Origin of the sequence: Pseudomonas sp. DL (assembly GCF_047199225.1) — a bacterium.
Lineage (GTDB): Bacteria > Pseudomonadota > Gammaproteobacteria > Pseudomonadales > Pseudomonadaceae > Pseudomonas > Pseudomonas aeruginosa.
On the sequence record NZ_CP178323.1, the window covers coordinates 108627 to 130891 of the forward strand.

21 protein-coding genes are annotated in these 22265 nt (G+C 66.6%); 16 read left to right on the top strand and 5 right to left on the bottom strand.

Annotated features, from left to right (window positions below):
- Nucleotides 1-40 precede the first annotated feature (40 nt).
- Nucleotides 41-1972 carry a type VI secretion system spike protein VgrG1a gene (gene vgrG1a / locus ACI766_RS00480; RefSeq protein ID WP_073653864.1) on the top strand — a complete coding sequence of 644 codons (1932 nt, stop codon included), beginning with the start codon at nucleotides 41-43 and terminating at the stop codon, nucleotides 1970-1972.
- A 114-nt stretch (nucleotides 1973-2086) separates the two neighbouring features.
- Here the strand turns inward: vgrG1a and ACI766_RS00485 are convergent, their stop codons facing one another.
- The 3 genes from ACI766_RS00485 to eagT6 are packed head-to-tail and all read right to left on the bottom strand — an operon-like array spanning nucleotide 2087 to nucleotide 4110.
- A complete protein-coding gene (locus ACI766_RS00485; protein ID WP_003104961.1) occupies nucleotides 2087-2371 on the bottom strand; it encodes an immunity protein Tsi6 family protein in 285 nt (94 codons plus the stop codon).
- Nucleotides 2368-3660, bottom strand: coding sequence for an NAD(P)+ glycohydrolase Tse6 (gene tse6 / locus ACI766_RS00490; protein WP_023104711.1), 1293 nt, complete (start codon nucleotides 3658-3660; stop codon nucleotides 2368-2370). Before tse6 ends, ACI766_RS00485 begins: the two co-directional genes overlap by 4 nt.
- 15 nt (nucleotides 3661-3675) lie before the next feature.
- Complete coding sequence (eagT6, locus tag ACI766_RS00495; RefSeq protein ID WP_003083692.1) at nucleotides 3676-4110, bottom strand: type VI secretion system effector EagT6; 435 nt, start codon at nucleotides 4108-4110, stop codon at nucleotides 3676-3678.
- A gap of 253 nt (nucleotides 4111-4363) precedes the next feature.
- Between eagT6 and vgrG1b the strand changes: the two genes are divergently transcribed.
- The 9 genes from vgrG1b (at nucleotide 4364) to ACI766_RS00540 (ending at nucleotide 15446) form a co-directional block, all read left to right on the top strand.
- On the top strand, nucleotides 4364-6589 hold the full coding sequence (vgrG1b, locus tag ACI766_RS00500) for a type VI secretion system spike protein VgrG1b (RefSeq protein WP_012613440.1): 2226 nt from the start codon (nucleotides 4364-4366) through the stop codon (nucleotides 6587-6589).
- A gap of 27 nt (nucleotides 6590-6616) precedes the next feature.
- Nucleotides 6617-7066 carry a DUF6484 domain-containing protein gene (locus ACI766_RS00505; RefSeq protein WP_003101196.1) on the top strand — a complete coding sequence of 150 codons (450 nt, stop codon included), beginning with the start codon at nucleotides 6617-6619 and terminating at the stop codon, nucleotides 7064-7066.
- A gap of 16 nt (nucleotides 7067-7082) precedes the next feature.
- Nucleotides 7083-8195 carry a DUF2169 domain-containing protein gene (locus ACI766_RS00510; protein WP_003101197.1) on the top strand — a complete coding sequence of 371 codons (1113 nt, stop codon included), beginning with the start codon at nucleotides 7083-7085 and terminating at the stop codon, nucleotides 8193-8195.
- On the top strand, nucleotides 8192-9229 hold the full coding sequence (locus ACI766_RS00515) for a 3-oxoacyl-ACP synthase (protein ID WP_003118130.1): 1038 nt from the start codon (nucleotides 8192-8194) through the stop codon (nucleotides 9227-9229). The genes ACI766_RS00510 and ACI766_RS00515 overlap by 4 nt, the downstream gene beginning before the upstream one ends.
- Entirely contained in the window at nucleotides 9229-10389 is a 1161-nt protein-coding gene (gene tse7 / locus ACI766_RS00520) for a type VI secretion system effector Dnase Tse7 (protein WP_003083698.1), read from the top strand. Before ACI766_RS00515 ends, tse7 begins: the two co-directional genes overlap by 1 nt.
- Before the next feature lie 21 nt (nucleotides 10390-10410).
- On the top strand, nucleotides 10411-11331 hold the full coding sequence (gene tsi7, locus ACI766_RS00525) for a type IV secretion system immunity protein Tsi7 (RefSeq protein WP_003083699.1): 921 nt from the start codon (nucleotides 10411-10413) through the stop codon (nucleotides 11329-11331).
- Complete coding sequence (locus ACI766_RS00530; protein ID WP_020750511.1) at nucleotides 11313-12560, top strand: TIGR02270 family protein; 1248 nt, start codon at nucleotides 11313-11315, stop codon at nucleotides 12558-12560. Before tsi7 ends, ACI766_RS00530 begins: the two co-directional genes overlap by 19 nt.
- A gap of 375 nt (nucleotides 12561-12935) precedes the next feature.
- Nucleotides 12936-13664: a carbonic anhydrase gene (locus ACI766_RS00535; RefSeq protein WP_003083701.1), complete on the top strand. Its 729-nt coding sequence runs from the start codon at nucleotides 12936-12938 to the stop codon at nucleotides 13662-13664.
- 210 nt (nucleotides 13665-13874) lie between these two features.
- A complete protein-coding gene (locus tag ACI766_RS00540; RefSeq protein ID WP_003118132.1) occupies nucleotides 13875-15446 on the top strand; it encodes a SulP family inorganic anion transporter in 1572 nt (523 codons plus the stop codon).
- On the opposite strand, the gene ACI766_RS00545 is transcribed toward ACI766_RS00540, so the two are convergent.
- Nucleotides 15433-16071: a hypothetical protein gene (locus ACI766_RS00545; protein ID WP_003083705.1), complete on the bottom strand. Its 639-nt coding sequence runs from the start codon at nucleotides 16069-16071 to the stop codon at nucleotides 15433-15435. The two genes, ACI766_RS00540 and ACI766_RS00545, sit on opposite strands and share 14 nt — an antisense overlap.
- Before the next feature lie 371 nt (nucleotides 16072-16442).
- Here ACI766_RS00545 and coxB point away from each other — a divergent pair, with 371 nt between their 5' ends.
- From coxB to ACI766_RS00565, 4 genes are read left to right on the top strand one after another with little or no spacing between them, the layout of a single operon-like run.
- Nucleotides 16443-17567, top strand: a complete 1125-nt coding sequence (gene coxB, locus ACI766_RS00550) for a cytochrome c oxidase subunit II (protein ID WP_003101203.1) — start codon at nucleotides 16443-16445, stop codon at nucleotides 17565-17567.
- Between the two features lie 9 nt (nucleotides 17568-17576).
- Complete coding sequence (ctaD, locus tag ACI766_RS00555) at nucleotides 17577-19169, top strand: cytochrome c oxidase subunit I (protein WP_003083723.1); 1593 nt, start codon at nucleotides 17577-17579, stop codon at nucleotides 19167-19169.
- A gap of 10 nt (nucleotides 19170-19179) precedes the next feature.
- Entirely contained in the window at nucleotides 19180-19734 is a 555-nt protein-coding gene (locus tag ACI766_RS00560; RefSeq protein ID WP_003083725.1) for a cytochrome c oxidase assembly protein, read from the top strand.
- Nucleotides 19735-19744: 10 nt separating this feature from the next.
- On the top strand, nucleotides 19745-20632 hold the full coding sequence (locus ACI766_RS00565) for a cytochrome c oxidase subunit 3 (protein ID WP_003101204.1): 888 nt from the start codon (nucleotides 19745-19747) through the stop codon (nucleotides 20630-20632).
- Nucleotides 20633-20647: 15 nt separating this feature from the next.
- On the opposite strand, the gene ACI766_RS00570 is transcribed toward ACI766_RS00565, so the two are convergent.
- A complete protein-coding gene (locus ACI766_RS00570) occupies nucleotides 20648-20857 on the bottom strand; it encodes a twin transmembrane helix small protein (RefSeq protein ID WP_003110653.1) in 210 nt (69 codons plus the stop codon).
- 15 nt (nucleotides 20858-20872) lie between these two features.
- On the opposite strand from ACI766_RS00570, the gene ACI766_RS00575 reads away from it, so the two are divergent.
- Both ACI766_RS00575 and ACI766_RS00580 read left to right on the top strand, forming a co-directional pair.
- Nucleotides 20873-21667, top strand: a complete 795-nt coding sequence (locus ACI766_RS00575) for an SURF1 family protein (RefSeq protein WP_019371305.1) — start codon at nucleotides 20873-20875, stop codon at nucleotides 21665-21667.
- Nucleotides 21642-22220 (top strand): hypothetical protein, encoded by a 579-nt coding sequence (locus ACI766_RS00580; protein WP_034014516.1) that lies wholly within the window; start codon nucleotides 21642-21644, stop codon nucleotides 22218-22220. The genes ACI766_RS00575 and ACI766_RS00580 overlap by 26 nt, the downstream gene beginning before the upstream one ends.
- Nucleotides 22221-22265: the final 45 nt, after the last annotated feature.

Here is a 22265-nt window from a genome sequence, read left to right on the forward strand (position 1 = left end):
GCGACACGCAGAGCAGTAGAAGGAACCGTCGATGGGATTGATGCAACTGACCCGCCTGGTCCAGGTGGATTGCCCGCTGGGGCCGGACGTGCTGCTGTTGCAGCGCATGGAGGGACGCGAGGAACTGGGACGGCTGTTCGCCTACGAGCTGCACCTGGTATCGGAAAATCCCAACCTGCCGCTGGAGCAGTTGCTCGGCAAGCCGATGAGCCTGTCGCTGGAGCTGCCCAGCGGCAGCCGGCGCTTCTTTCACGGCATCGTCGCGCGCTGTAGCCAGGTGGCCGGGCACGGCCAGTTCGCCGGCTACCAGGCCACCCTGCGGCCCTGGCCGTGGCTGCTGACGCGCACCTCGGACTGCCGCATCTTCCAGAACCAGAGCGTGCCGGAGATCATCAAGCAGGTGTTCCGCGACCTCGGCTTTTCCGATTTCGAGGATGCCCTCACGCGCCCCTACCGCGAGTGGGAATACTGCGTGCAGTACCGCGAGACCAGCTTCGACTTCATCAGCCGGCTGATGGAACAGGAAGGCATCTACTACTGGTTCCGCCATGAGCAGAAGCGCCACATCCTGGTGCTCTCCGACGCCTACGGCGCGCATCGCAGCCCGGGTGGCTACGCCAGCGTGCCGTACTACCCGCCGACCCTCGGCCATCGCGAGCGCGACCACTTCTTCGACTGGCAGATGGCACGCGAGGTCCAGCCCGGTTCGCTGACCCTCAACGACTACGACTTCCAGCGCCCCGGCGCGCGCCTGGAGGTGCGTTCGAACATCGCCCGGCCGCACGCGGCGGCCGACTACCCGCTGTACGACTATCCCGGCGAATACGTGCAGAGCCAGGACGGCGAGCAGTACGCGCGCAACCGCATCGAGGCGATCCAGGCGCAGCACGAGCGCGTGCGCCTGCGCGGCGTGGTGCGCGGGATCGGCGCCGGGCACCTGTTCCGCCTGAGCGGCTATCCGCGCGATGACCAGAACCGCGAGTACCTGGTGGTCGGCGCCGAATACCGGGTGGTCCAGGAACTCTACGAAACCGGCAGCGGCGGCGCCGGCTCGCAGTTCGAGAGCGAGCTGGACTGCATCGACGCCAGCCAGTCGTTCCGTCTCCTGCCGCAGACTCCGGTACCGGTGGTGCGAGGTCCGCAGACCGCGGTGGTGGTCGGACCCAAGGGCGAGGAGATCTGGACCGACCAGTACGGCCGGGTCAAGGTGCACTTCCACTGGGATCGCCACGACCAGTCGAACGAGAACAGCTCCTGCTGGATTCGCGTGTCCCAGGCCTGGGCCGGGAAGAACTGGGGTTCGATGCAGATCCCGCGGATCGGCCAGGAAGTGATCGTCAGCTTCCTCGAAGGCGACCCGGACCGGCCGATCATCACCGGGCGGGTCTACAACGCCGAGCAGACGGTGCCCTACGAGCTGCCGGCGAACGCCACCCAGAGCGGGATGAAGAGCCGTTCGAGCAAGGGCGGCACGCCGGCCAACTTCAACGAGATCCGCATGGAGGACAAGAAGGGCGCCGAGCAGTTATACATCCACGCCGAGCGCAACCAGGACAACCTGGTCGAGAACGATGCCTCGCTGTCGGTCGGCCACGACCGCAACAAGAGCATCGGCCACGACGAGCTGGCGCGCATCGGCAACAACCGCACCCGCGCGGTGAAGCTCAACGACACCCTGTTGGTGGGCGGGGCGAAGAGCGACAGCGTCACCGGCACCTACCTGATCGAGGCCGGCGCGCAGATCCGCCTGGTCTGCGGCAAGAGCGTGGTGGAGTTCAACGCCGACGGCACCATCAATATCTCCGGCAGCGCCTTCAACCTCTACGCCAGCGGCAACGGCAACATCGACACCGGCGGCCGCCTCGACCTCAATTCCGGCGGCGCCAGCGAGGTCGACGCCAAGGGCAAGGGCGTGCAGGGCACCATCGACGGCCAGGTACAGGCGATGTTTCCGCCGCCGGCGAAGGGCTGAGGCGGCGGCATCCTGGCTGCCCGCCCTTGGGCAGGACGCCGCGGGAGCCTTGACGATTCGCGCATGTCCTCGCCAGGCAGAAGCGGCGGTCGCTCAAGACCGATGGTGTTGCGCTCAGGGCAGATCGACTTTCAGGCCGCGGCCAGTGCGTATACCGACGTAGTAGGCGTCCTTGAGGGCCCTGGAGAGTTCCGGGTCGGTTTCGTCGAATTCCTTCACGGCGATGCTGCCGAGGGTCAACCGGTGCAGTGCGGAACGATCCAGGCTGCGGTCGAGCAGGACGGACCTGATGTACTGCAATTGCTTTTCCGCGGACAGCAGGACCTCGTATCCCGGATAGCGGGCCAGCCGGTCGACGACCAGTGCCAGAGCGCGGTCGATGTATTCGATGGGTGTCATGATCCCTCCCGGGGAAGCAGACCGAAGGAGCCTTTCTCGTTGGAGAACAGTTGTTGCGCGCCGCCTTTGGCGGGATATGACTGTCCCTTTACCGACCAGAAGTCATCGGTCGGCGCAGCGGTGCTGCGCAGGACCTCGACCTTCTGGGTCGTCCTGTAGGAGTTGAGGACCTTGGGTTCGATGGTGTTCGCCGCCCGGTTGGTGCCCATGGGGTTGATTCCCAGCTCCGTGGGCTGCACGCGCGGGCTGAGTGTATACCAGTTGCCCTGCGGCGCTCCGGGGGACTGGTACTGCCACAGGTTCTTGCCGGGCGCGAGGGTTTCCACACGGACCGGATGGTTGAAGTCCAGGCCGTTCATGTACGACTCGGCATCGGCAGGATCGATGTCCTTCGACTTGAAGAACTTGGCGGCGGTTTCACGATTCCCGCGGTAGTTGATGTCGTGGTCGAGGTTGCCGGAACGGCCGAACTTGTTGTTCAGGTAGGCGCGTCGTTGCGCGGTTTCGGAGGTCACCGCTGCCGGACGACGACCGGCGAGTTTCGGCCCGAAGCCCAGCAATGCCATCCCCGCCACGCCCTGGAACAGGTCGCGGTAGCCGGGACCGAGGCGGTCGCCGAGGTCGCCGAGCAGGGCCATGCCGCCCATCATCAGCCCGCCGATGGCGACGAAGCCGGCCAGCGCCGCGACCCCGGCCATCGCCGCCAGCAGCAGGCCGCCGGCAAGGGCCGCCAGGCCCAGCGCCTCGAGGCCGGTGTGCAGCCATTCCTCCAGGTCGAGGACGAAGGCCACCCGCTCGGTGGGGCCGCCGATGAAGGTGTCCTGGCTGCCGGTCTTGATGTGCGCGCCGCAGACCATCTTGCTCTGCAGGCGCGCCGCCGGCTTGCCGTTGATGTACACGGTGGCGCTGCCTTCGGCGATCAGCACCGGGAACGGCCACAGCGGATGGTTCAGCGGCAGGCCGCTGCAGGTGACGGAGACGTCGTCGCCGGCGCGCATCGCGTTGCGACTGTTCACGTAGACGTTGAAGCTGCCGCGTATGAGCACCCCGGTGGTCGGCTCGGGTAGCTCGAAGATGGTGGTCAGGCCCTTGACGATCTGGAACATCGACAGCCCGCCGGCGGCGATCGAACCGGCCAGGATCACCGCGGCCAGGCCGCCGGTGGCGGCGGTGGCGGCGACCACGGCGGCGCCGATCAGGGCTCCGGCCACGGCTCCGGCGACCATCGCGGCGACACCGAAACCGTGGGCTATCTCATCGCCCAGTCGGGCGGCGGCTTGCGCATCCATGCGTCGGTACTCGGATCAGCTAGGGGTCGGGCGCGGGACCAGGGTCTGCATCGCCTGCTTCCAGGCCGGCTCGTGGTGCGGCAGGTCAGCCGGGGTGGTGGTCAGGGTGGTGATCAGCACCGCCGGGCGGCGCTCGATGAACACCTGGCGCAGCATCAGGTCGCGGCCCTCGCGCTGCCACTGGTAGTCGAGGAGCACGGCGGCGTGGCCGTGGATGTTGATGTCCCAGCGCTTGTGCAGCTTGAAGCCGGGCAATTGCTTCTCGGCATTCTCCAGTTGGCGGGCGACATAGTCGGCGAACGGCGCGTCGCCCTGGCTGGCGTCGCGGCTGATGACGAAACTGGCTTCGCGGGCGGGGCCGCTGGCGGGGAGCTTGAAGATGTTGATGCTCTGGTCCTGCCAGGCATCGGGAATCTCGAGATCGGCTTCGTGGAGGCGATAGAGCGTCACTGTGTTAACCCCTTCCCTAGGATTCTGAGTGAGTCATTGCTGGACAAAAGCTTTACGGAATGTTGCTCGCGAATCAAGGCTTTCCTGGCCCGAAGCGGCCTTTCGTGATGGCCTTCTGCCTGTTCGCCGTCGGTCGGGGCGCTCGTCGGAATCTGTGTCACGCATCTCCCCTTTCCACCGCATCCGCGCCTATGCTGCTTGGGTGGCGCCGCTCCAACGGCGCCAGTGATGGACGTGGATCAAGGATGATTTCATGGCACTTGCGCAACAGACCCGCCTGGTCCGGGTCGACAGTCCGCTCGGCGCGGAGGTCCTGCAATTGCAGCGAATGGAGGGTCGCGAAGAGCTCGGCCGGCCGTTCGCCTACGAGCTGGAACTGATCTCGGAAAACCCCGACCTGCCACTCGACGGGCTGCTGGGCAAGCCGGCCAGCCTGGCGCTGGAACTGCACGACGGCAGCCGGCGGCATTTCCACGGCATCGTCGCCGCTTGCAGCCAGGGATCCGGCAACGGCCAGTTCGCCAGCTACCAGGTCACCCTGCGCCCCTGGCTGTGGCTGCTGACGCGCACCTCCGACTGCCGCATCTTCCAGAACCAGAAGGTCCCGGACATCATCAAGCAGGTGTTCCGCGACCTCGGCTTCTCCGACTTCGAGGACGCCCTGAGCCGCTCCTACCGCGAGTGGGAATACTGCGTGCAGTACCGCGAGACCAGTTTCGACTTCGTCAGCCGGCTGATGGAGCAGGAAGGCATCTACTACTGGTTCCGCCACGAGCAGAGCCGCCACATCCTGGTGCTCTCCGACGCCTACGGCGCGCACCAGAGCCCGCCGAACTACGCCAGCGTGCCCTACTACCCGCCGACCCTGGAACAGCGCGAGCGCGACCATTTCTACGACTGGCACATGGCGCGCGAGGTGCAGTCCGGCTCACTGAGCCTCAACGACTACGACTTCCAGCGTCCCGGCGCGCGCCTGGAGGTGCGTTCGAACATCGCCCGCTCGCACGCGGCGGCCGACTACCCGCTGTACGACTACCCCGGCGAATACGTGCAGAGCCAGGACGGCGAGCAGTACGCGCGGACCCGTATCGAAGCCTTGCAGGCGCGCTACGAACGGGTGCGCCTGCGCGGCCGCGCCCGCGGCCTGGGTTCGGGCCACCTGTTCAAGCTCAGCGGCTACCCGCGCGAGGACCAGAACCGCGAGTACCTGGTGGTCGGCGCCGAGTACCGGGTGGTCCAGGAACTCTACGAGACCGGCGGCGGCGGGGTCGGCGCGCAGTTCGAGAGCGAGCTGGACTGCATCGATGCCGGCCAGGCCTACCGCCCCTTGCCGACCACTCCGCTGCCGATCGTCCGTGGCCCGCAGACTGCGGTGGTGGTCGGGCCCAAGGGCGAGGAGATCTGGACCGACCAGTACGGCCGGGTCAAGGTGCATTTCCACTGGGACCGCCACGACCAGTCCAACGAGAACAGCTCCTGCTGGATGCGCGTCTCCCAGGCCTGGGCGGGGAAGAACTGGGGCTCGATCCAGATCCCGCGGATCGGCCAGGAAGTGATCGTCAGCTTCCTCGAAGGCGACCCGGACCGGCCGATCATCACCGGGCGGGTCTACAACGCCGAGCAGACGGTGCCCTACGAGCTGCCGGCGAACGCTACCCAGAGCGGCACCAAGAGCCGTTCGAGCAAGGGCGGCACGCCGGCCAACTTCAACGAGATCCGCATGGAGGACAAGAAGGGCGCCGAGCAGTTGTTCATCCATGCCGAGAAGAACCAGGACATCGAGGTCGAGAACGACGAGACCCACTGGGTCGGCCACGACCGGACCAAGACCATCGACCACGACGAGACCGTGCACGTGAAGCACGATCGCACCGAGACCGTGGACAACAACGAGACCATAACCATCGGCGTCGACCGCACCGAGAAGGTCGGCAACAACGAGAAGATCAGTATCGGCGCGAACCGCACCGAGGACGTCGGCAGCAACGAGACCATCAGCATCGGCGTTGACCGCACCGAGAAGGTCGGCAGCAACGAGAAGATCAGCATCGGTGCCAATCGCACCGAGGACGTCGGCAACGACGAGACCATCAGCATCGGCGCGAACCGTAGCGAGTCGGTGGGCAACAACGAGACGATCAGCATCGGCGCCGACCGCAGCGAGTCGGTGGGCGCCAACGAGACCATCGACATAGGCGGCAACCAGAGCACCAGCATCGGCAAGAACGAGTCGCGCAGCGTCGGCCAGGGCCGCGATACCTCGGTGGGCAAGGACGATAGCCTGGACGTGGGCAAGAGCTTCACGCTCAACGCCGGCGACTCGATCACCCTGGTCACCGGTGCCGCCAGCATCCGCATGAAGAAGGACGGCAGCATCGTCATCAGCGGCAAGAACATCACCATCGACGGATCCGGGGCGATCAACGTCAAGGCCGACAAGAACGTGGTGGTGAAGGGACGCAAGATCCTCCAGAACTGAAGCGGCGCAGAGCCAGGGAGTCAGCGCATGAGTGTCGAGATCCATCTACCCGGGGCCACGACGGCCCTTCCCGCGCGCCTGGACGGCGTGGTCATCGGCGTCCTCCTCGACGTGCCGGACGCCGCCGCTCCGGTGGTCGCCTATCCCGGTTGCCCGAGCGAGCACGGCCTGGCGGCGGCCACCACCACTCAGCTCAGTCGCGCCGACATCGGCGCCCAGGTAGCGCTGATGTTCGTCGCCGGCGATCCGCGCCAGCCGCTGCTGATCGGCCGCATCCAGCGCCTGCCGCAGGAAGCGCTGGCGCAACTGGACGGCGAGCGCCTGGAGTTCAGTGCCGAACGCGAGATCGTCCTGCGTTGTGGCAAGGCCAGCATCACCCTGACCCGCGCCGGCAAGGTGATCATCCGTGGCGCCTATCTTTCCAGCCGCTCCACCGGGGTCAACCGGATCAAGGGCGGTTCGGTGCAGATCAACTGAGCGCGGCGGGCCCGACATGGAACTGTTGAACGCCACCCCGCTGGCCGCCGCCTACAACCAGGGGCTCGACGCCGAAGGCCGGGAGTCGCTGGTGGTGATCGCCAAGGGCAGTTTCGACCTGCCGCTGGACGGTCGCGAGGCGCGCCTGCTGGACGAGCAGCAGACGCTGCTGATGGTCGATGAATTCTATGGCGAGCCGGGGTTTTCCGCGCCGCGCCGGGAGTGCGAGTTCGTTCCCTTCAAGCCGTTCTGCGATGTGCTGGTGCTGGGCAGCGCCCAGGCGCCCGGCGGGCGGCCGGTACAGCAGTTGACCGCGGGCATCCGCGTCGGCCGGGTGAGCAAGGCGCTGACGGTGCATGGGCCGCGCCAGTGGGAACCGGGATTGCTCGGTGCCGGCGCGGGCGTCGCGCAGCCGTTCCAGAGCCAGGACATTTCCTACGCCAGTGCCTTCGGCGGCAGCCATGCCTCGCCGGACAACCCCGGTTTCATGGATTGCTACATGGCCAATCCGGCCGGATGTGGCTGGTTTCCGCGCAGCGCCGACACCGCCGAGATCGTCGGCACGCCGATGCCGGCCACGGAAAAGCTCGGCGAGCCGGTGGACAGCCCCCACGGCCGCTTCACGCCGATGGCGCTCGGCCCGCTCGGCCGCCACTGGCAGGCCCGGGTCGGCTTCGCCGGCCGCTACGACGACGCCTGGCTGGCCGAGCGCTTCCCGTTCCTGCCCGCCGACTTCGACGAGCGCTACTTCCAGTCCGCGCCGGCCGACCAGTGGACCGACCATCTGCGCGGCGGCGAGGAGGTCCTGCTGCTCAACCTCACCGGCGAGGAGCGCGCGGCCTTCCGCGTGCCGCGCAGGGAGGTCCCGGTGACCTTCTTCCTGAAAAAGGGTGGCCACGAAACCGCGCAGGCACGGATCGATACCCTGCTGGTGGACTGCGACGCCCGTCGCGTGGAAGTCACCTGGCGCATTCGCCGGCCGTTGAAGCGCAACCTGTTCGAGATCGCCCAGGTGCTGGTCGGCAGCAAGTCCGCCGCCTGGTGGCGCGCCCGCGAGCTGGGCAAGGACTACTACCCCTCGCTTGCCGCGTTGGCACGCAGCCGCCAGGCCGAGGAGGACGAGGCATGAGCCAGGCCCTGAGCATCGTCGCCTCCGGCATGGTCAGCGCGGTCGGTCTCAGCGCGCCGGCCAGCTGCGCGGCGATCCGCTGCGCCCTGGACAACTTCCAGGAAACCCGTTTCATCGACCAGGGCGGCGAATGGTTGCTTGCCGCCAGCGTGCCGCTGGAGCAGCCCTGGCGCGGCCGCGCCAAGCTGCTGAAGATGGCTGCGCGAGCCATCGACGAGGCCTTGCGCGGCCAGCCCGATCTCGATTGCACGGAGCTGCCGCTGCTGCTCTGCGTCGCCGAGGGCGACCGTCCCGGACGCTGCGCGGGGCTCGACGAGTCTTTCCTGCGTGACCTGGAAGGCGAGCTGGGACGACGCTTCCATCCCTCCTCGGCACTCATCGCCCGTGGCCGGGTCGGTGGCGCGGTGGCCCTGCTCAACGCGCGCAAGCTGATCCAGGGCGGCTGCCGGCAGGTCCTGGTGGCCGGCGTCGACTCCTTCGTCAGCGGCCCGACCCTGGCCGCCTACGAGGCCCGCGAGCGGCTGCTGACCAGCCAGAACTCCAACGGCTTCATTCCCGGCGAGGGCGCCGCCGCCGTGCTGGTCGCCGCGCCGCTCCACGAGGAGGCGCCGCAGCTGCTCTGCATCGGCCTCGGCTTCGGCATCGAGAAGGCCACGGTGGAGAGCGAGGACCTGCCGCTGCGCGCCGACGGCCTGAGCCAGGCCGTGCGCGCCGCCCTCGCCGAGGCTGGCTGCGGCCTGGAGCAGATGGACTACCGGCTCACCGACATTTCCGGCGAGCAGTACTACTTCAAGGAGGCCTCGCTGACCCTGAGTCGCAACCTGCGCGTGCTCAAGCCGAAGTTCGACCTCTGGCACCCCGCCGACTGCATCGGCGAATGCGGCGCCGCCATCGGTCCGGCGTTGCTCGCCGTGGCCCTGGCCGCTTCGCGCAAGGGCTACGGCGACGGGCCGAACGTGTTCTGCCACCTGGGCAACGACGCCGGCGAACGCGCCGCCGCGCTGCTCAGCTATCGACGGGTGAGGGCTGCCTGATGGCCAACGAGGTGTACGCCAACAACATGGAGATCTCCTGCAAGGCGGCGAGCGGCAAGTCCATCGCGGCCTTCCCGGATGTCTGCTTCACCCCGCCGCAGGCGCCGCCGACGCCGTTGGGGGTACCGATCCCCTACCCCAATACCGGCCTGTCCAAGGACACCACCAAAGGCACCCGGACCATTCGCATCACCCGCAAGGAGGTGATGCTGAAGAACAAGAGCTACTACAAGACCAGCTACGGCGACGAGCCGGGGCGGGCGCCGAAGAAGGGCATCGTCACCAGCAAGATCAAGGGCAAGGTGTACTTCACCTCCTGGTCGATGAACGTCAAGTTCGAAAGCAAGAACGTGGTTCGCCACCTCGACCTGACCACCCACAACCACGCGTCCTTTCCTGGCAATACGCCGGTCTGGCCCTACCTCGACCAGGCCACCGTCGATGCTGGTGGTGGACCGTGCAGCAATGAAGTGAAGAAGGAGAAGAAGGATTGCGCTGACTTCAAGCCGCATGGCAGCAAGGATGCCTGCGCTGGCCTTGGCGCGGGCAAGCCTTCCGGCAAGAAGACCAGCAACGAAGCTGACCGACTGGCAGACAAGGTCGCTGCCCGAAAATGCCTGACCGCGCGCCGGTGTGCCCTGCAACCGTACAAGCCGAACAGTTGCTGCCCGCAGCAGACCGCTCACCACCTGATCGAGGCCAGCGCCTTGCACGACAAGGGACGTGGTGGAAAAGGCTCGGTACCCCTCAAGGGGATATCCAACTATTCGGAGAACAAGGCTCCTTGCGTCTGCGCGGAGGGCGTCAATCAGAACGTGGGTACCCACGGCCTCATGCACACGTTCCAGAGCGCCGCTGCCGCGAAGTCGCGCAGTGGAACCCTGCAATTGTCCAATGGCAGCTCCATCTCCGCGAAGAAGACCACCTACGGAACGGCGAAACGTCAATCCATGGCTGCCATGGGCAAGGTCTTTCCGCAGTCGAAATGCTCGAAGGAATGTCTGTCCGCTCAGCTCGACAACTATCACAAGCAGTGCGGAATCAACGCCAGAACACCCATCAAGGCCGTTGAAACCGGCCAGACCGACGTCACGGCTGCGACGCAGGCGATAAAGACCCGCAATGCGCGTCTTGGCGCCACGAGGAGTCGAGTCCGCTAGTGACCGTTACAGGAGATTGAAATGTTGAAGAAACTCTCGCCGATTTTCTCGAACATCACCGGCGTCGTCCGCTATCAGGACCTGGCGTACGTGGCCTCGGTATCCGACGAGATCCAGGAGCAGAACATAGCGCACAGCTATGTCACGGAGTGGGACTGCGGAACCTGGTGTGTTGCTGGCGAGGATGACGACATGCTGCCCTGGGAGATCGTGTCGGCCACGGTAGTGCACGAGCCGGTGGAACAAGCATTGTTTCTGGGCGCTCGGGGCCAGGTATTCTGCATGGGCTCCGGCGACATCCATGAAGAGCAGTTGCCCGACGGCGACGATGCCATCGGTGGCCGGGGCAATATGCGCGGCGTTGCCTGTATCGACGGGGTGGCCTATGCCTGCGGGATGGATCGACAGGTCTACCGGCGCTTCGACGAGAACGACTGGCGTGCCATCGACAGCGGCGCTCGGCCTCCGGCAGGCAGCGAAGCGGTGGTCGGATTCGAGGCCATCGGCGGCTTCGGTGCCAGGGAAATCTATGCCGTCGGCTGGGACGGGGAGATCTGGCAGTACGACGGCAAGCGCTGGCAGCCCCGGGAGAGCCCGACGAACTTGATCCTGACGGCGATCTGCTGCGCGGAAGATGGCTCGGTTTACGCCTGTGGACAGGCGGGAACGCTGCTGCGTGGACGCAACGACCACTGGGAGATCATCGCCCAGGACGATGTCGATGAAGACTTGTGGAGCCTCGCGTGGTTCGACGGCGCACTCTACGTGTCGAGCGCAACGGCGGTCTATACGCTGGTCGGTGGCCATCTCAAGGAGGTGGACTTCGGTGATGAGCAACCCCAACGCTGCTTCCACCTTAGCGCTGCCGACGGCGTGTTGTGGAGCATCGCCGCGAAAGACATCTTCAGCTTCGACGGCCAGCAATGGACGCGCATAGATTGAGCATCGCAGCGATCGTCGACCAGCACGCCGAGGAAGCCGCCTTCCTTGCCCTGCTCCGCGACTACGCCGTGCGTGCGCCCCATTACGACCTGGAGGAGCTCGCCGAGCTCGATCAGCGCATCGAGGCGCACCTGGACGGCTTGGCGATCGCCGGCCAGGCCGGCCATGACGCCCTGCTCGAGCAACTCGACGCGCACGCCCAGGGCGAGGCGTTCGCCCTCGCGGTGCTGGCCATGCAGGCAGGAGACGATGCGTTGATCGGACGGATGCGCGCCTGTCTTGCGGCGTCTCCGGAAGCCCGGCGCGGTTTCGCCGCAGCCCTCGGCTGGCTCGACTGGGACCAGGCGCGGCCCTGGGTGGAGCGCCTGCTGGCCTCGCCCGAGCCGCTGTTCCGCGCCATTGGCCTGGCCGCCTGCGGCATGCACCGGCATGACCCGGGGCCGGCGCTGCTGTCCGCCCTTGGCCACGCCGACCCGGCGGTGCTGGCGCGCGCCGCGCGCACCGCCGGCGAGCTGCGTCGGCGCGACCTGATGGCGAATATTCGCGCCTATCGCGCCCACGATGACCCGAGCCTGCGCTTCTGGGCCAACTGGGCCACCGCGCAGATGGGCGACGAGGAGGCGTTGGGGCCATTGCGTGCGTTCGCCGGGCAGCCCGGCCCGTTCCAGCTGCCGGCGACCAGGGTGCTGCTCGCCTGGCAGCCGCGCGACACCAGCATGGCCTGGATTCGCCAACTGATGCAGGCGGCGGACACGCGGCGGATCGGCATCCAGGCCACCGGCCTGTTCGGCGATCCGGTGGCGGTGCCCTGGCTGATCCAGCAGATGCGCGACGAGAGTCTGGCGCGGGTCGCCGGCGAGGCCTTCAGCCTGATCACCGGCGCCGACCTGGCGCTGCTCGACCTGGAGCTGGAGGCCTTGCCCGACTACGACCCTGGCCCCAACGACGATCCCGACGACGAAGACGTCGCCCTCGACGACGATGAGAACCTCACCTGGCCGGACGCGGCACGGGTTACCGCCTGGTGGCGGGACCACGGCGCGCGCTTCGTCGCCGGGCGCGCCTACCTGCTCGGCGAACCTCTGGGCGAGGCGCACTGCCGCCAGGTCCTGCGCGACGGCCAGCAACGCCAGCGAATGGCTGCGGCGTGCCTGCTGGCGCGCTTCGTGCCGAACCTGCCGCTGTTCCCCACCGGTGCGCCGGTGCGCCGCCAACTGGACCTGTTCTGATAGCTGGCTGGCACCGGGCGGCCAGGTCATGGCCGCTGGCGCGGTGCGCCGGGTTTTCCCATTCGACGAATTTCCCTGCACGTAGCCAACCGGTTGACTGAAACCTTTCACCACTTATGCGGGGCGAATGGAAATGCCACTCGTTTGCCATGATAGCCTGTCGACATCCTCTGGAAATATCGTGAAAAAAGCTGACAACGTGCGAGATAGAGGGATTTTTTAATTTATGGTTAAGCTTCGGGCATTAGCGTTGAGCACCAGAGGTGACCGATCGGTCACGTAGGTCGCTCTGCGTTTGTTGTGCCTTTTTCCTATGGGGAAAGCGTCGGCAGACGTGGGAAAATTCAATCGATCCACTCATCGAGGTTCCGAACCATGCCAGACCGTATGCGGGGCGTTAAGTCCGATTCTCCAGAGCAGGAAAGCGCTGACGATGCATTGAAAAGGATTGTCGATGGATTCCAGCATTTCCGCCGGGAGGTCTTTCCCGAGCAGCAGGCGCTGTTCAAGAAGCTCGCCAATAGCCAGCGGCCGCGGGCGATGTTCATCACCTGCGCGGATTCGCGCATCGTTCCCGAGCTGATCACCCAGAGTTCCCCCGGCGACCTGTTCGTCACCCGCAACGTCGGCAACGTGGTGCCGCCCTACGGGCAGATGAACGGTGGCGTCTCCACCGCCATCGAATACGCTGTGCTGGCGCTGGGCGTGCACCACATCATCGTCTGCGGCCACTCCGACTGCGGGGCGATGCGCGCCGTGCTCGACCCGCAGACCCTGGAACGCATGCCGACGGTCAAGGCCTGGCTGCGGCACGCCGAGGTGGCACGCACGGTGGTGGCGGACAACTGCGACTGCGGCGCCAGCCACGACACCCTCGGGGTGCTCACCGAAGAGAACGTGGTGGCCCAGCTCGATCACCTGCGCACCCACCCCTCGGTGGCCTCGCGCCTGGCCAGCGGGCAACTGTTCATCCACGGCTGGGTGTACGACATCGAGAGTGCGCAGATCCGCGCCTACGACGCCAAGCAGGGTCGCTTCCTGCCCCTCGACGGCGAGCATCCGGTGCCGATGGCCACGCCCGCGCCGCGCTACCTGAACTCGTGATATCGGCGGCCGTGCGGGCCGCCGGATAACAACAGCGTTTTCGCGTCACCTTTCGCCGTTCCTGCCATGGACGACCTCTGGGAAGCCCCGTTCCGGGGCTGAACGGGTCGCTATTACGAGAAAAAACACACTGCGCACACACAACCGGCGCCGGGCCTGGTCCTGGCGTCGCTCCCTCGTCGTGGAAAAAATTCGCAGGAGAACTGTGCCATGCATGTTTCAAAGGTGTTTCCGTCCCTCCGGGACACGTTGCCGCGGGACCTGATGGCCTCCGTGGTGGTGTTCCTCGTCGCCCTGCCGCTGTGCATGGGCATCGCCATCGCCTCCGGGATGCCGCCGGCCAAGGGCCTGCTCACCGGCATCGTCGGTGGCCTGGTGGTCGGCTTCCTGGCCGGCTCGCCGCTACAGGTCAGCGGCCCGGCGGCCGGCCTCGCGGTGCTGGTCTTCGAACTGGTGCGTACCTACGGGGTGGCCATGCTCGGGCCGATCCTGCTGCTCGCCGGCGCCATCCAGCTGCTCGCCGGGCGGCTGCGCCTGGGCTGCTGGTTCCGGGTCACCTCGCCGGCGGTGGTATACGGGATGCTCGCCGGCATCGGCATCCTCATCGTCCTTTCGCAATTGCACGTGATGCTCGACCTGGCGCCCAAGGCGTCCGGCCTCGACAACCTGCTGGCATTCCCCCGGGCGGCGTTCGCCGCGCTCGGTTCGCTGGGCATGGACAGCGGCCTCGACGCGGCGCTGCTCGGGCTGGGCACCATCGCGGTGATGTGGGGCTGGGACAAGCTGCGTCCGCAACGCCTGCGCTTCCTACCCGGCGCGCTGCTCGGCGTGAGCCTGGCGACCCTGGCCAGCCTCTGGCTGGCGCTGGACGTGCGGCGGGTCGAGGTACCGGCCAACCTCGGCGAGGCCATCGACTGGCTACGCCCGGCCGACCTGCTGGCCCTGGCCGATCCCTCCCTGCTGCTGGCGGCGGTGGTGGTGGCCTTCATCGCCAGTGCGGAGACCCTGCTCTCGGCGGCGGCGGTGGATCGCCTGCACGACGGCCCGCGCTCGGACATGGATCGCGAGTTGTCCGCCCAGGGTGTCGGCAACATGCTCTGCGGCCTGCTCGGCGCGCTGCCGATGACCGGGGTGATCGTACGCAGCTCGGCCAACGTCAATGCCGGTGCGCGAACCCGCGCCTCGGCGATCTTCCACGGCCTCTGGTTGCTCGCCTTCGTCCTCCTGCTCGGCAGCCTGCTGCGGCAGATTCCGGTGGCGAGCCTGGCCGGGGTGCTGGTCTATACCGGGGTCAAGCTGGTCGATTTCAAGGCCCTCGGCAACCTCTCTCGCTACGGCCGGATGCCGATGCTGGTGTACGCGGCCACCGCCCTGGCCATCGTCTTCACCGACCTGCTGACCGGCGTGCTGGTGGGCTTCGCCCTGACCCTGCTGAAGCTGGTGCTGAAGGCGGCGCGGCTGAAGATCGCCCTGCGCTACACCGGCGAGCATGAAGCCGAGCTGCGCCTGAGCGGCGCCGCGACTTTCCTCAAGGTGCCGGCGCTGTCGCGGGTGCTCGACGAGGTCAAGCCGGGGACCACCCTGCACGTACCGATGGATAACCTCAGCTATGTCGACCATGCCTGCATGGAGCTGCTCGAGGATTGGGGGCGGATGGCACCGGTGCAGGGCTCGCGCCTGGTGATCGAACCGCGCGCCTTGAAGCGTCGCCTGGAAGGGCGCCTGCGCGGCAGCGTCGGGTTGGGCGGCGCGCGCAATGGCGGGGCGGTCAGCCCAGGCTGAGTTCCACCCCGAGCTGCTTCGACAGGCACGGCCACTGCTGCCAGGCGGCGACCACCCGCGGGTTCTTCAGGTTCTCGCGGTAGGCGCGGGCCGAGTCGGCGTCGAAGGTGGTGGCGTCGAGCATGTTCTCCACCGCATGGTGGACGGCTTCGTCCAGCCGGTTGGCGAAGGGCTCGCCGATCAACTGGTGGGCCACCAGGTTGGCTACGGTGGTGTCCAGTGGGATCAGTGCCTGGCCGAAGTGGGCGATGTAGCGGTCGTTCACTTCTTCCACCAGGCGGTGCGCCAGGTAGGCTTCGTCGAGCAGGGCGTCGAGGCCGTCGTGGCCGGCGAGCAACGCCGGCGGGGTGAGGAAGAACTGCTCGGCGACCTTCAGCACCGGCTTGATCCGTTCCTCGATGCCGGCTTCGCGGGCCACGCTGTTGGCGGCGTCGAGCAGGTCCGGTACCTGTTCGACGTAGGCGTGGACGAAGCGGGTGAGTATGTCTTCCGTGTTCTCGCCTTGCGGCTGGATGGTGCGATGCAGGCGGGGCAGGCGGCTGGCTATCAGATCAGCCAGGTGACCGTGGCGGGCTTCGCTGAGGTGCGCCTGCTGGATGAGTTCACGGAGGGCAGCGGTGTTCATGGGGTCTCCCATACAACGGGGATGGTGAAGAAGAGGAGAAACATAGCCGGCGGCGCGCGCCGGCTAAGACGCGATTGTCATAATCGCTTCGTGGTTATGCGAGGATGATATATCAGGCGGCCACCATTCGCCTGCAAAGCCACGCCGCTCGCGGCTTTTAGAGAAGAAACGGCACTTTCCAGCGACGTTTTTACGCTGCGTTGTTATGTCGCAGCCGCTGTCTATACTCCCACTCGAATGCTGAACCTGATGAACCCGGCCTGCCTTGCTGTGTGCCGAGGTGCGACGGTCAAAGTTCGTTGTCTTGGCGGTCCACCCCTTGGCCGTTGGCGTCTGCCGGCGGGATAAAAACAACGATAAGGGGAACCCGAATGCTGCGACATCCACGAGTCTGGATGGGCTTCCTTTTGCTCTCGGCGATCAGCCAGGCGAATGCCGCCTGGACGGTCAACATGGCCCCGGGCGCTACCGAGGTGAGCCGGTCCGTCTTCGACCTGCACATGACCATCTTCTGGATCTGCGTGGTGATCGGCGTGCTGGTCTTCGGCGCGATGTTCTGGTCGATGATCGTCCACCGCCGCTCCACCGGCCAGCAGCCGGCGCACTTCCACGAGAGCACCACGGTGGAAATCCTCTGGACGGTGGTGCCGTTCGTGATCCTGGTGGTGATGGCGGTGCCCGCCACCCGCACCCTGATCCACATCTACGACACTTCCGAGCCGGAGCTGGACGTGCAGGTCACCGGCTACCAGTGGAAGTGGCAGTACAAGTACCTGGGCCAGGACGTCGAGTACTTCAGCAACCTGGCCACCCCGCAGGACCAGATCCACAACCGGCAGGCGAAGGACGAGCATTACCTGCTGGAGGTGGACGAGCCGCTGGTGCTGCCGGTGGGCACCAAGGTGCGCTTCCTGATCACCTCCAGCGACGTGATCCATTCCTGGTGGGTGCCGGCCTTCGCGGTCAAGCGCGACGCCATCCCCGGCTTCGTCAACGAGGCCTGGACCAAGGTCGACGAGCCCGGCATCTATCGCGGCCAGTGCGCCGAGCTGTGCGGCAAGGACCACGGCTTCATGCCGATCGTGGTCGACGTCAAGCCCAAGGCCGAGTTCGACCAGTGGCTGGCCAAGCGCAAGGAAGAGGCGGCGAAGGTCAAGGAACTGACCAGCAAGGAGTGGACCAAGGAAGAGTTGGTTGCGCGCGGCGACAAGGTCTACCACACCATCTGCGCCGCCTGCCACCAGGCCGAAGGCCAGGGCATGCCGCCGATGTTCCCGGCGCTGAAGGGTTCGAAGATCGTCACCGGGCCCAAGGAGCACCACCTGGAAGTGGTCTTCAACGGCGTGCCCGGCACCGCCATGGCGGCCTTCGGCAAGCAGCTCAACGAGGTCGACCTGGCCGCGGTGATCACCTACGAGCGCAACGCCTGGGGCAACGACGATGGCGACATGGTCACCCCGAAAGACGTCGTCGCCTACAAGCAGAAACAACAATAGGAGACCGCCATGAGTGCTGTGATCGATACGCCCGACCACCATGCCGGCGACCACCACCACGGACCGGCCAAGGGCCTGATGCGCTGGGTGCTGACGACCAACCACAAGGACATCGGCACCCTCTACCTGTGGTTCAGCTTCATGATGTTCCTGCTCGGCGGCTCGATGGCCATGGTGATCCGCGCCGAGCTGTTCCAGCCCGGCCTGCAGATCGTCGAGCCGGCGTTCTTCAACCAGATGACCACCATGCACGGCCTGATCATGGTCTTCGGCGCGGTGATGCCGGCCTTCGTCGGCCTGGCCAACTGGATGATCCCGCTGATGATCGGCGCGCCGGACATGGCCCTGCCGCGGATGAACAACTTCAGCTTCTGGCTGCTGCCGGCGGCCTTCGGCCTGCTGGTCAGCACCCTGTTCATGCCCGGCGGCGGCCCCAACTTCGGCTGGACCTTCTATGCGCCGCTGTCGACCACCTTCGCCCCGCACAGCGTGACCTTCTTCATCTTCGCCATCCACCTGGCCGGGATCAGCTCGATCATGGGCGCGATCAACGTGATCGCCACCATCCTCAACCTGCGCGCCCCGGGCATGACCCTGATGAAGATGCCGCTGTTCGTCTGGACCTGGCTGATCACCGCGTTCCTGCTGATCGCGGTGATGCCTGTGCTGGCCGGCGTGGTGACCATGATGCTGATGGACATCCACTTCGGCACCAGCTTCTTCAGCGCCGCCGGCGGCGGCGACCCGGTGCTGTTCCAGCACGTGTTCTGGTTCTTCGGCCACCCCGAGGTGTACATCATGATCCTGCCCGCCTTCGGTGCGGTCAGTGCGATCATCCCGACCTTCGCGCGCAAGCCGCTGTTCGGCTACACCTCGATGGTCTACGCCACCGCCAGCATCGCTTTCCTCTCCTTCGTGGTCTGGGCGCACCACATGTTCGTGGTCGGCATCCCGGTCACCGGCGAGCTGTTCTTCATGTACGCCACCATGCTGATCGCGGTGCCCACCGGGGTGAAGGTGTTCAACTGGGTGACCACCATGTGGGAGGGTTCGCTGACCTTCGAGACGCCGATGCTGTTCGCCGTGGCCTTCGTCATCCTGTTCACCATCGGCGGCTTCTCCGGACTGATGCTGGCGATCGCCCCGGCGGACTTCCAGTACCACGACACCTACTTCGTGGTCGCCCACTTCCACTACGTGCTGGTGCCCGGCGCGATCTTCGGCATCTTCGCCTCGGCTTACTACTGGCTGCCGAAGTGGACCGGCCACATGTACGACGAGACCCTCGGCAAGCTGCACTTCTGGATGAGCTTCATCGGCATGAACCTGGCGTTCTTCCCGATGCACTTCGTCGGCCTCGCCGGCATGCCGCGACGGATCCCCGACTACAACCTGCAGTTCGCCGACTTCAACATGGTTTCGTCGATCGGCGCCTTCATGTTCGGCACCACCCAGCTGCTGTTCCTGTTCATCGTCATCAAGTGCATCCGCGGCGGCAAGCCGGCCCCTGCCAAGCCCTGGGACGGCGCCGAGGGCCTGGAGTGGAGCATCCCCTCGCCGGCGCCCTACCACACCTTCAGCACCCCGCCCGAGGTCAAGTGAGGAGCGCGTCATGAGCGATGCCAAGGTCGATACCCGCCGCCTGGTCGGCCGCCTGCTGCTGGTGACCGTGCTGATGTTCGCCTTCGGCTTCGCCCTGGTGCCGCTCTATGACGTGATGTGCCGCGCCCTGGGGATCAACGGCAAGACCGCCGGCAGCGCCTACAGCGGCGAACAGCAGGTGGATGTCGGGCGCGAGGTGAAGGTGCAGTTCATGACCTCGAACAATATCGACATGGTCTGGGAGTTCCGCTCCGCCGGCGACCAGTTGGTGGTGCATCCCGGCGCGGTGAACCAGATGGTGTTCTACGCGCGCAACCCGAGCGACAAGCCGATGACTGCGCAGGCCATCCCGAGCATCGCCCCGGCCGAGGCCGCCGCCTACTTCCACAAGACCGAATGCTTCTGTTTCACCCAGCAGGTGCTGCAACCCGGCGAGAGCATCGAGATGCCGGTGCGCTTCATCGTCGACCGCGATCTGCCCAAGGATGTGCGGCACGTGACGCTGGCCTACACCCTCTTCGATATCACTGCGCGGAAGCCGCCCGTACCGGTTGCGGGGCGATAAGGAGAACAACATGGCAAGCCACGAACACTATTACGTCCCCGCCCAGAGCAAGTGGCCGATCATCGCCAGCGTCGGCCTGCTGGTGACGGTGTTCGGCCTGGGTACCTGGTTCAACGACCTCACCGCCGGCCACAAGGAATCCCATGGCCCGTGGATCTTCTTCGTCGGCGGGCTGATCATCGCCTACATGCTGTTCGGCTGGTTCGGCAACGTCATCCGCGAGAGCCGCGCCGGACTCTACAGCGCGCAGATGGACCGCTCGTTCCGCTGGGGCATGAGCTGGTTCATCTTCTCCGAGGTGATGTTCTTCGCCGCCTTCTTCGGCGCGCTGTTCTACGTCCGCCACTTCGCCGGTCCCTGGCTCGGCGGCGAGGGTGCCAAGGGCGTGGCGCACATGCTCTGGCCGAACTTCCAGTACAGCTGGCCGCTGCTGCAGACCCCGGACCCGAAGCTGTTCCCGCCGCCGAGCGCGGTGATCGAGCCGTGGAAGCTGCCGCTGATCAACACCATCCTGCTGGTCACCTCCAGCTTCACCGTGACCTTCGCCCACCACGCCCTGAAGAAGAACAAGCGCGGCCCGCTCAAGGCCTGGCTGGCGCTGACCGTGCTGCTGGGGATCGCCTTCCTGATCCTGCAGGCCGAGGAGTACGTGCACGCCTACAACGAGCTGGGCCTGACCCTCGGCGCCGGCATCTACGGCTCGACCTTCTTCATGCTCACCGGCTTCCACGGCGCCCACGTGACCCTCGGCGCGCTGATCCTCGGCATCATGCTGATCCGCATCCTGCGCGGTCACTTCGATGCCGAGCACCACTTCGGCTTCGAGGCCGCCAGTTGGTACTGGCACTTCGTCGACGTGGTCTGGATCGGCCTGTTCATCTTCGTCTACGTGATCTGACCGCCACCGGGGGAATCAGAAATGCCAGGGCGCGTGGCTGTTCAGCTCGCCGCTGTAGAAGCCCCAGGCGACCAGCGCCAGGGTCGCCGCGGCGAGCACCACGCGGACGGTCAGCGAATTGACCACGCGGGAACCATGGCCCTGGTCCTTGACCAGGAAGAACAGGCCGCTGAACAGGCTCACCAGGGTAGCCAGCAGTAGCAGGACGATCGCCACTTTCAACATGGTGGGACTCCGGCGATGGGGGGATTCATGCAGTATAGCCAGCGCCTCGGGGAGGCCGGACGCAATGACAGACGCAGCATGCGTGGCGCGTTCCGCCCCGGCCTGCTGCCGACCCTGGTGGTCCTCGGCCTGCTGCCGGTACTGCTCTGGCTGGGCACCTGGCAGTTGCAGCGGGCCGACGAGAAGCGCGCCCTGCTGGCCAGCTACGAGGCCCGGCGCGGCGCCGAGCCGGTGTCGCCCGGGCAGCTAGAGGGACTGCGCGACCCGGCGTACGTCCGCGTGCGCCTGCACGGCCGCTTCGACGAGCGGCATACGCTGCTGCTGGATAACCGGCTGCGCAACGGACAGGCCGGGGTCGAGGTGCTGCAACCCTTCTACGACCAGGCCAGCGGCCTTTGGCTGCTGGTCAACCGCGGCTGGGTCGCATGGACTGACCGACGCTCGCCGCCGACGCTGGAAACCCCCGACCGCGTCCTCCTGCTCGACGCCTGGACCTACCTGCCGCCACCCGGCGGCCTGCACCTGGCCGACGCGCCGGCCGGCGGCTGGCCGCGCCTGGTGACCCAGCTCGACATCCCGGCGCTGTGGCAGGCCTTCGGTCGCGCCGGGCTGCCCTGGGAAATCCGCCTGGAAGCGGGCGACGCCAGCTTCGACACCGATTGGCCCCTGGTCTCGATGCCGCCGGAGCGGCACACCGGCTACGCCGTGCAGTGGTTCGCCCTGGCGACGGCCCTGCTCGCCCTCTACCTCTACCTCGGTGTGCGCCGCGCACGGGAGAAAAACCATGAGTCTCGCGATTCCGATGCCTGAACGTCCGCGCCGCGCCCGTGGCCGCCTGCAACTGCTGGCGATCATCGGCCTGGTGGTGGGGCCGATGCTGCTCGCCAGCGCCATGTACAAATGGAGTTTCTGGGTTCCGCAGGGGCGCAGCTACAGCGGCGCGCTGATCGGCAACGGCCAGACCCCCGCCGACCTCGGCGTGCAGGGACGCAGCCAGGGCGAGCAGTGGCAACTGCTGGTGACCGCGCCGGGTACTTGCGGCGAGGACTGCCAGCAACTGGTCTACCTGGCCCGCCAGGTCAACATCGCCCTCGGCCGCGAAGCCTCGCGCGCCGGCCACGCCCTGGCCGCCAGTGGCGAGCTGCCGGCGGACTTCGCCAACCTGGTGAGGCAGGACTACCCGCGCCTGCAGCGCTACGGCCTGGACCCGGCCCTGTACGACAAGGCCGGCGGCGGTGAGCGGCCGCTGCTGTGGGTGGTCGACCCGCACGGCAACCTGGTGCTGCGCTACGACGCCAAGGCCAACGGCAAGAAGCTGCTGAAGGACGTGCAACTGCTGCTCAAGCTCTCGCATATCGGTTGATCGGCGTGGCCGGCGCGGTTCCCGGCCCGATGAGGACAGAACGAC

What these genes read in the sequence shown, in the direction of transcription:
- vgrG1a (WP_073653864.1), top strand. Translation starts at nt 41, where the DNA reads ATGCAACTGACCCGCCTGGTCCAGGTGGATTGCCCGCTGGGGCCGGAC.
- ACI766_RS00485 (WP_003104961.1), bottom strand. Translation starts at nt 2,371, where the DNA reads ATGACACCCATCGAATACATCGACCGCGCTCTGGCACTGGTCGTCGAC.
- tse6 (WP_023104711.1), bottom strand. Translation starts at nt 3,660, where the DNA reads ATGGATGCGCAAGCCGCCGCCCGACTGGGCGATGAGATAGCCCACGGT.
- vgrG1b (WP_012613440.1), top strand. Translation starts at nt 4,364, where the DNA reads ATGGCACTTGCGCAACAGACCCGCCTGGTCCGGGTCGACAGTCCGCTC.
- ACI766_RS00505 (WP_003101196.1), top strand. Translation starts at nt 6,617, where the DNA reads ATGAGTGTCGAGATCCATCTACCCGGGGCCACGACGGCCCTTCCCGCG.
- ACI766_RS00510 (WP_003101197.1), top strand. Translation starts at nt 7,083, where the DNA reads ATGGAACTGTTGAACGCCACCCCGCTGGCCGCCGCCTACAACCAGGGG.
- ACI766_RS00515 (WP_003118130.1), top strand. Translation starts at nt 8,192, where the DNA reads ATGAGCCAGGCCCTGAGCATCGTCGCCTCCGGCATGGTCAGCGCGGTC.
- tse7 (WP_003083698.1), top strand. Translation starts at nt 9,229, where the DNA reads ATGGCCAACGAGGTGTACGCCAACAACATGGAGATCTCCTGCAAGGCG.
- tsi7 (WP_003083699.1), top strand. Translation starts at nt 10,411, where the DNA reads ATGTTGAAGAAACTCTCGCCGATTTTCTCGAACATCACCGGCGTCGTC.
- ACI766_RS00530 (WP_020750511.1), top strand. Translation starts at nt 11,313, where the DNA reads ATGGACGCGCATAGATTGAGCATCGCAGCGATCGTCGACCAGCACGCC.
- ACI766_RS00535 (WP_003083701.1), top strand. Translation starts at nt 12,936, where the DNA reads ATGCCAGACCGTATGCGGGGCGTTAAGTCCGATTCTCCAGAGCAGGAA.
- ACI766_RS00540 (WP_003118132.1), top strand. Translation starts at nt 13,875, where the DNA reads ATGCATGTTTCAAAGGTGTTTCCGTCCCTCCGGGACACGTTGCCGCGG.
- ACI766_RS00545 (WP_003083705.1), bottom strand. Translation starts at nt 16,071, where the DNA reads ATGAACACCGCTGCCCTCCGTGAACTCATCCAGCAGGCGCACCTCAGC.
- coxB (WP_003101203.1), top strand. Translation starts at nt 16,443, where the DNA reads ATGCTGCGACATCCACGAGTCTGGATGGGCTTCCTTTTGCTCTCGGCG.
- ctaD (WP_003083723.1), top strand. Translation starts at nt 17,577, where the DNA reads ATGAGTGCTGTGATCGATACGCCCGACCACCATGCCGGCGACCACCAC.
- ACI766_RS00560 (WP_003083725.1), top strand. Translation starts at nt 19,180, where the DNA reads ATGAGCGATGCCAAGGTCGATACCCGCCGCCTGGTCGGCCGCCTGCTG.
- ACI766_RS00565 (WP_003101204.1), top strand. Translation starts at nt 19,745, where the DNA reads ATGGCAAGCCACGAACACTATTACGTCCCCGCCCAGAGCAAGTGGCCG.
- ACI766_RS00570 (WP_003110653.1), bottom strand. Translation starts at nt 20,857, where the DNA reads ATGTTGAAAGTGGCGATCGTCCTGCTACTGCTGGCTACCCTGGTGAGC.
- ACI766_RS00575 (WP_019371305.1), top strand. Translation starts at nt 20,873, where the DNA reads ATGGGGGGATTCATGCAGTATAGCCAGCGCCTCGGGGAGGCCGGACGC.
- ACI766_RS00580 (WP_034014516.1), top strand. Translation starts at nt 21,642, where the DNA reads ATGAGTCTCGCGATTCCGATGCCTGAACGTCCGCGCCGCGCCCGTGGC.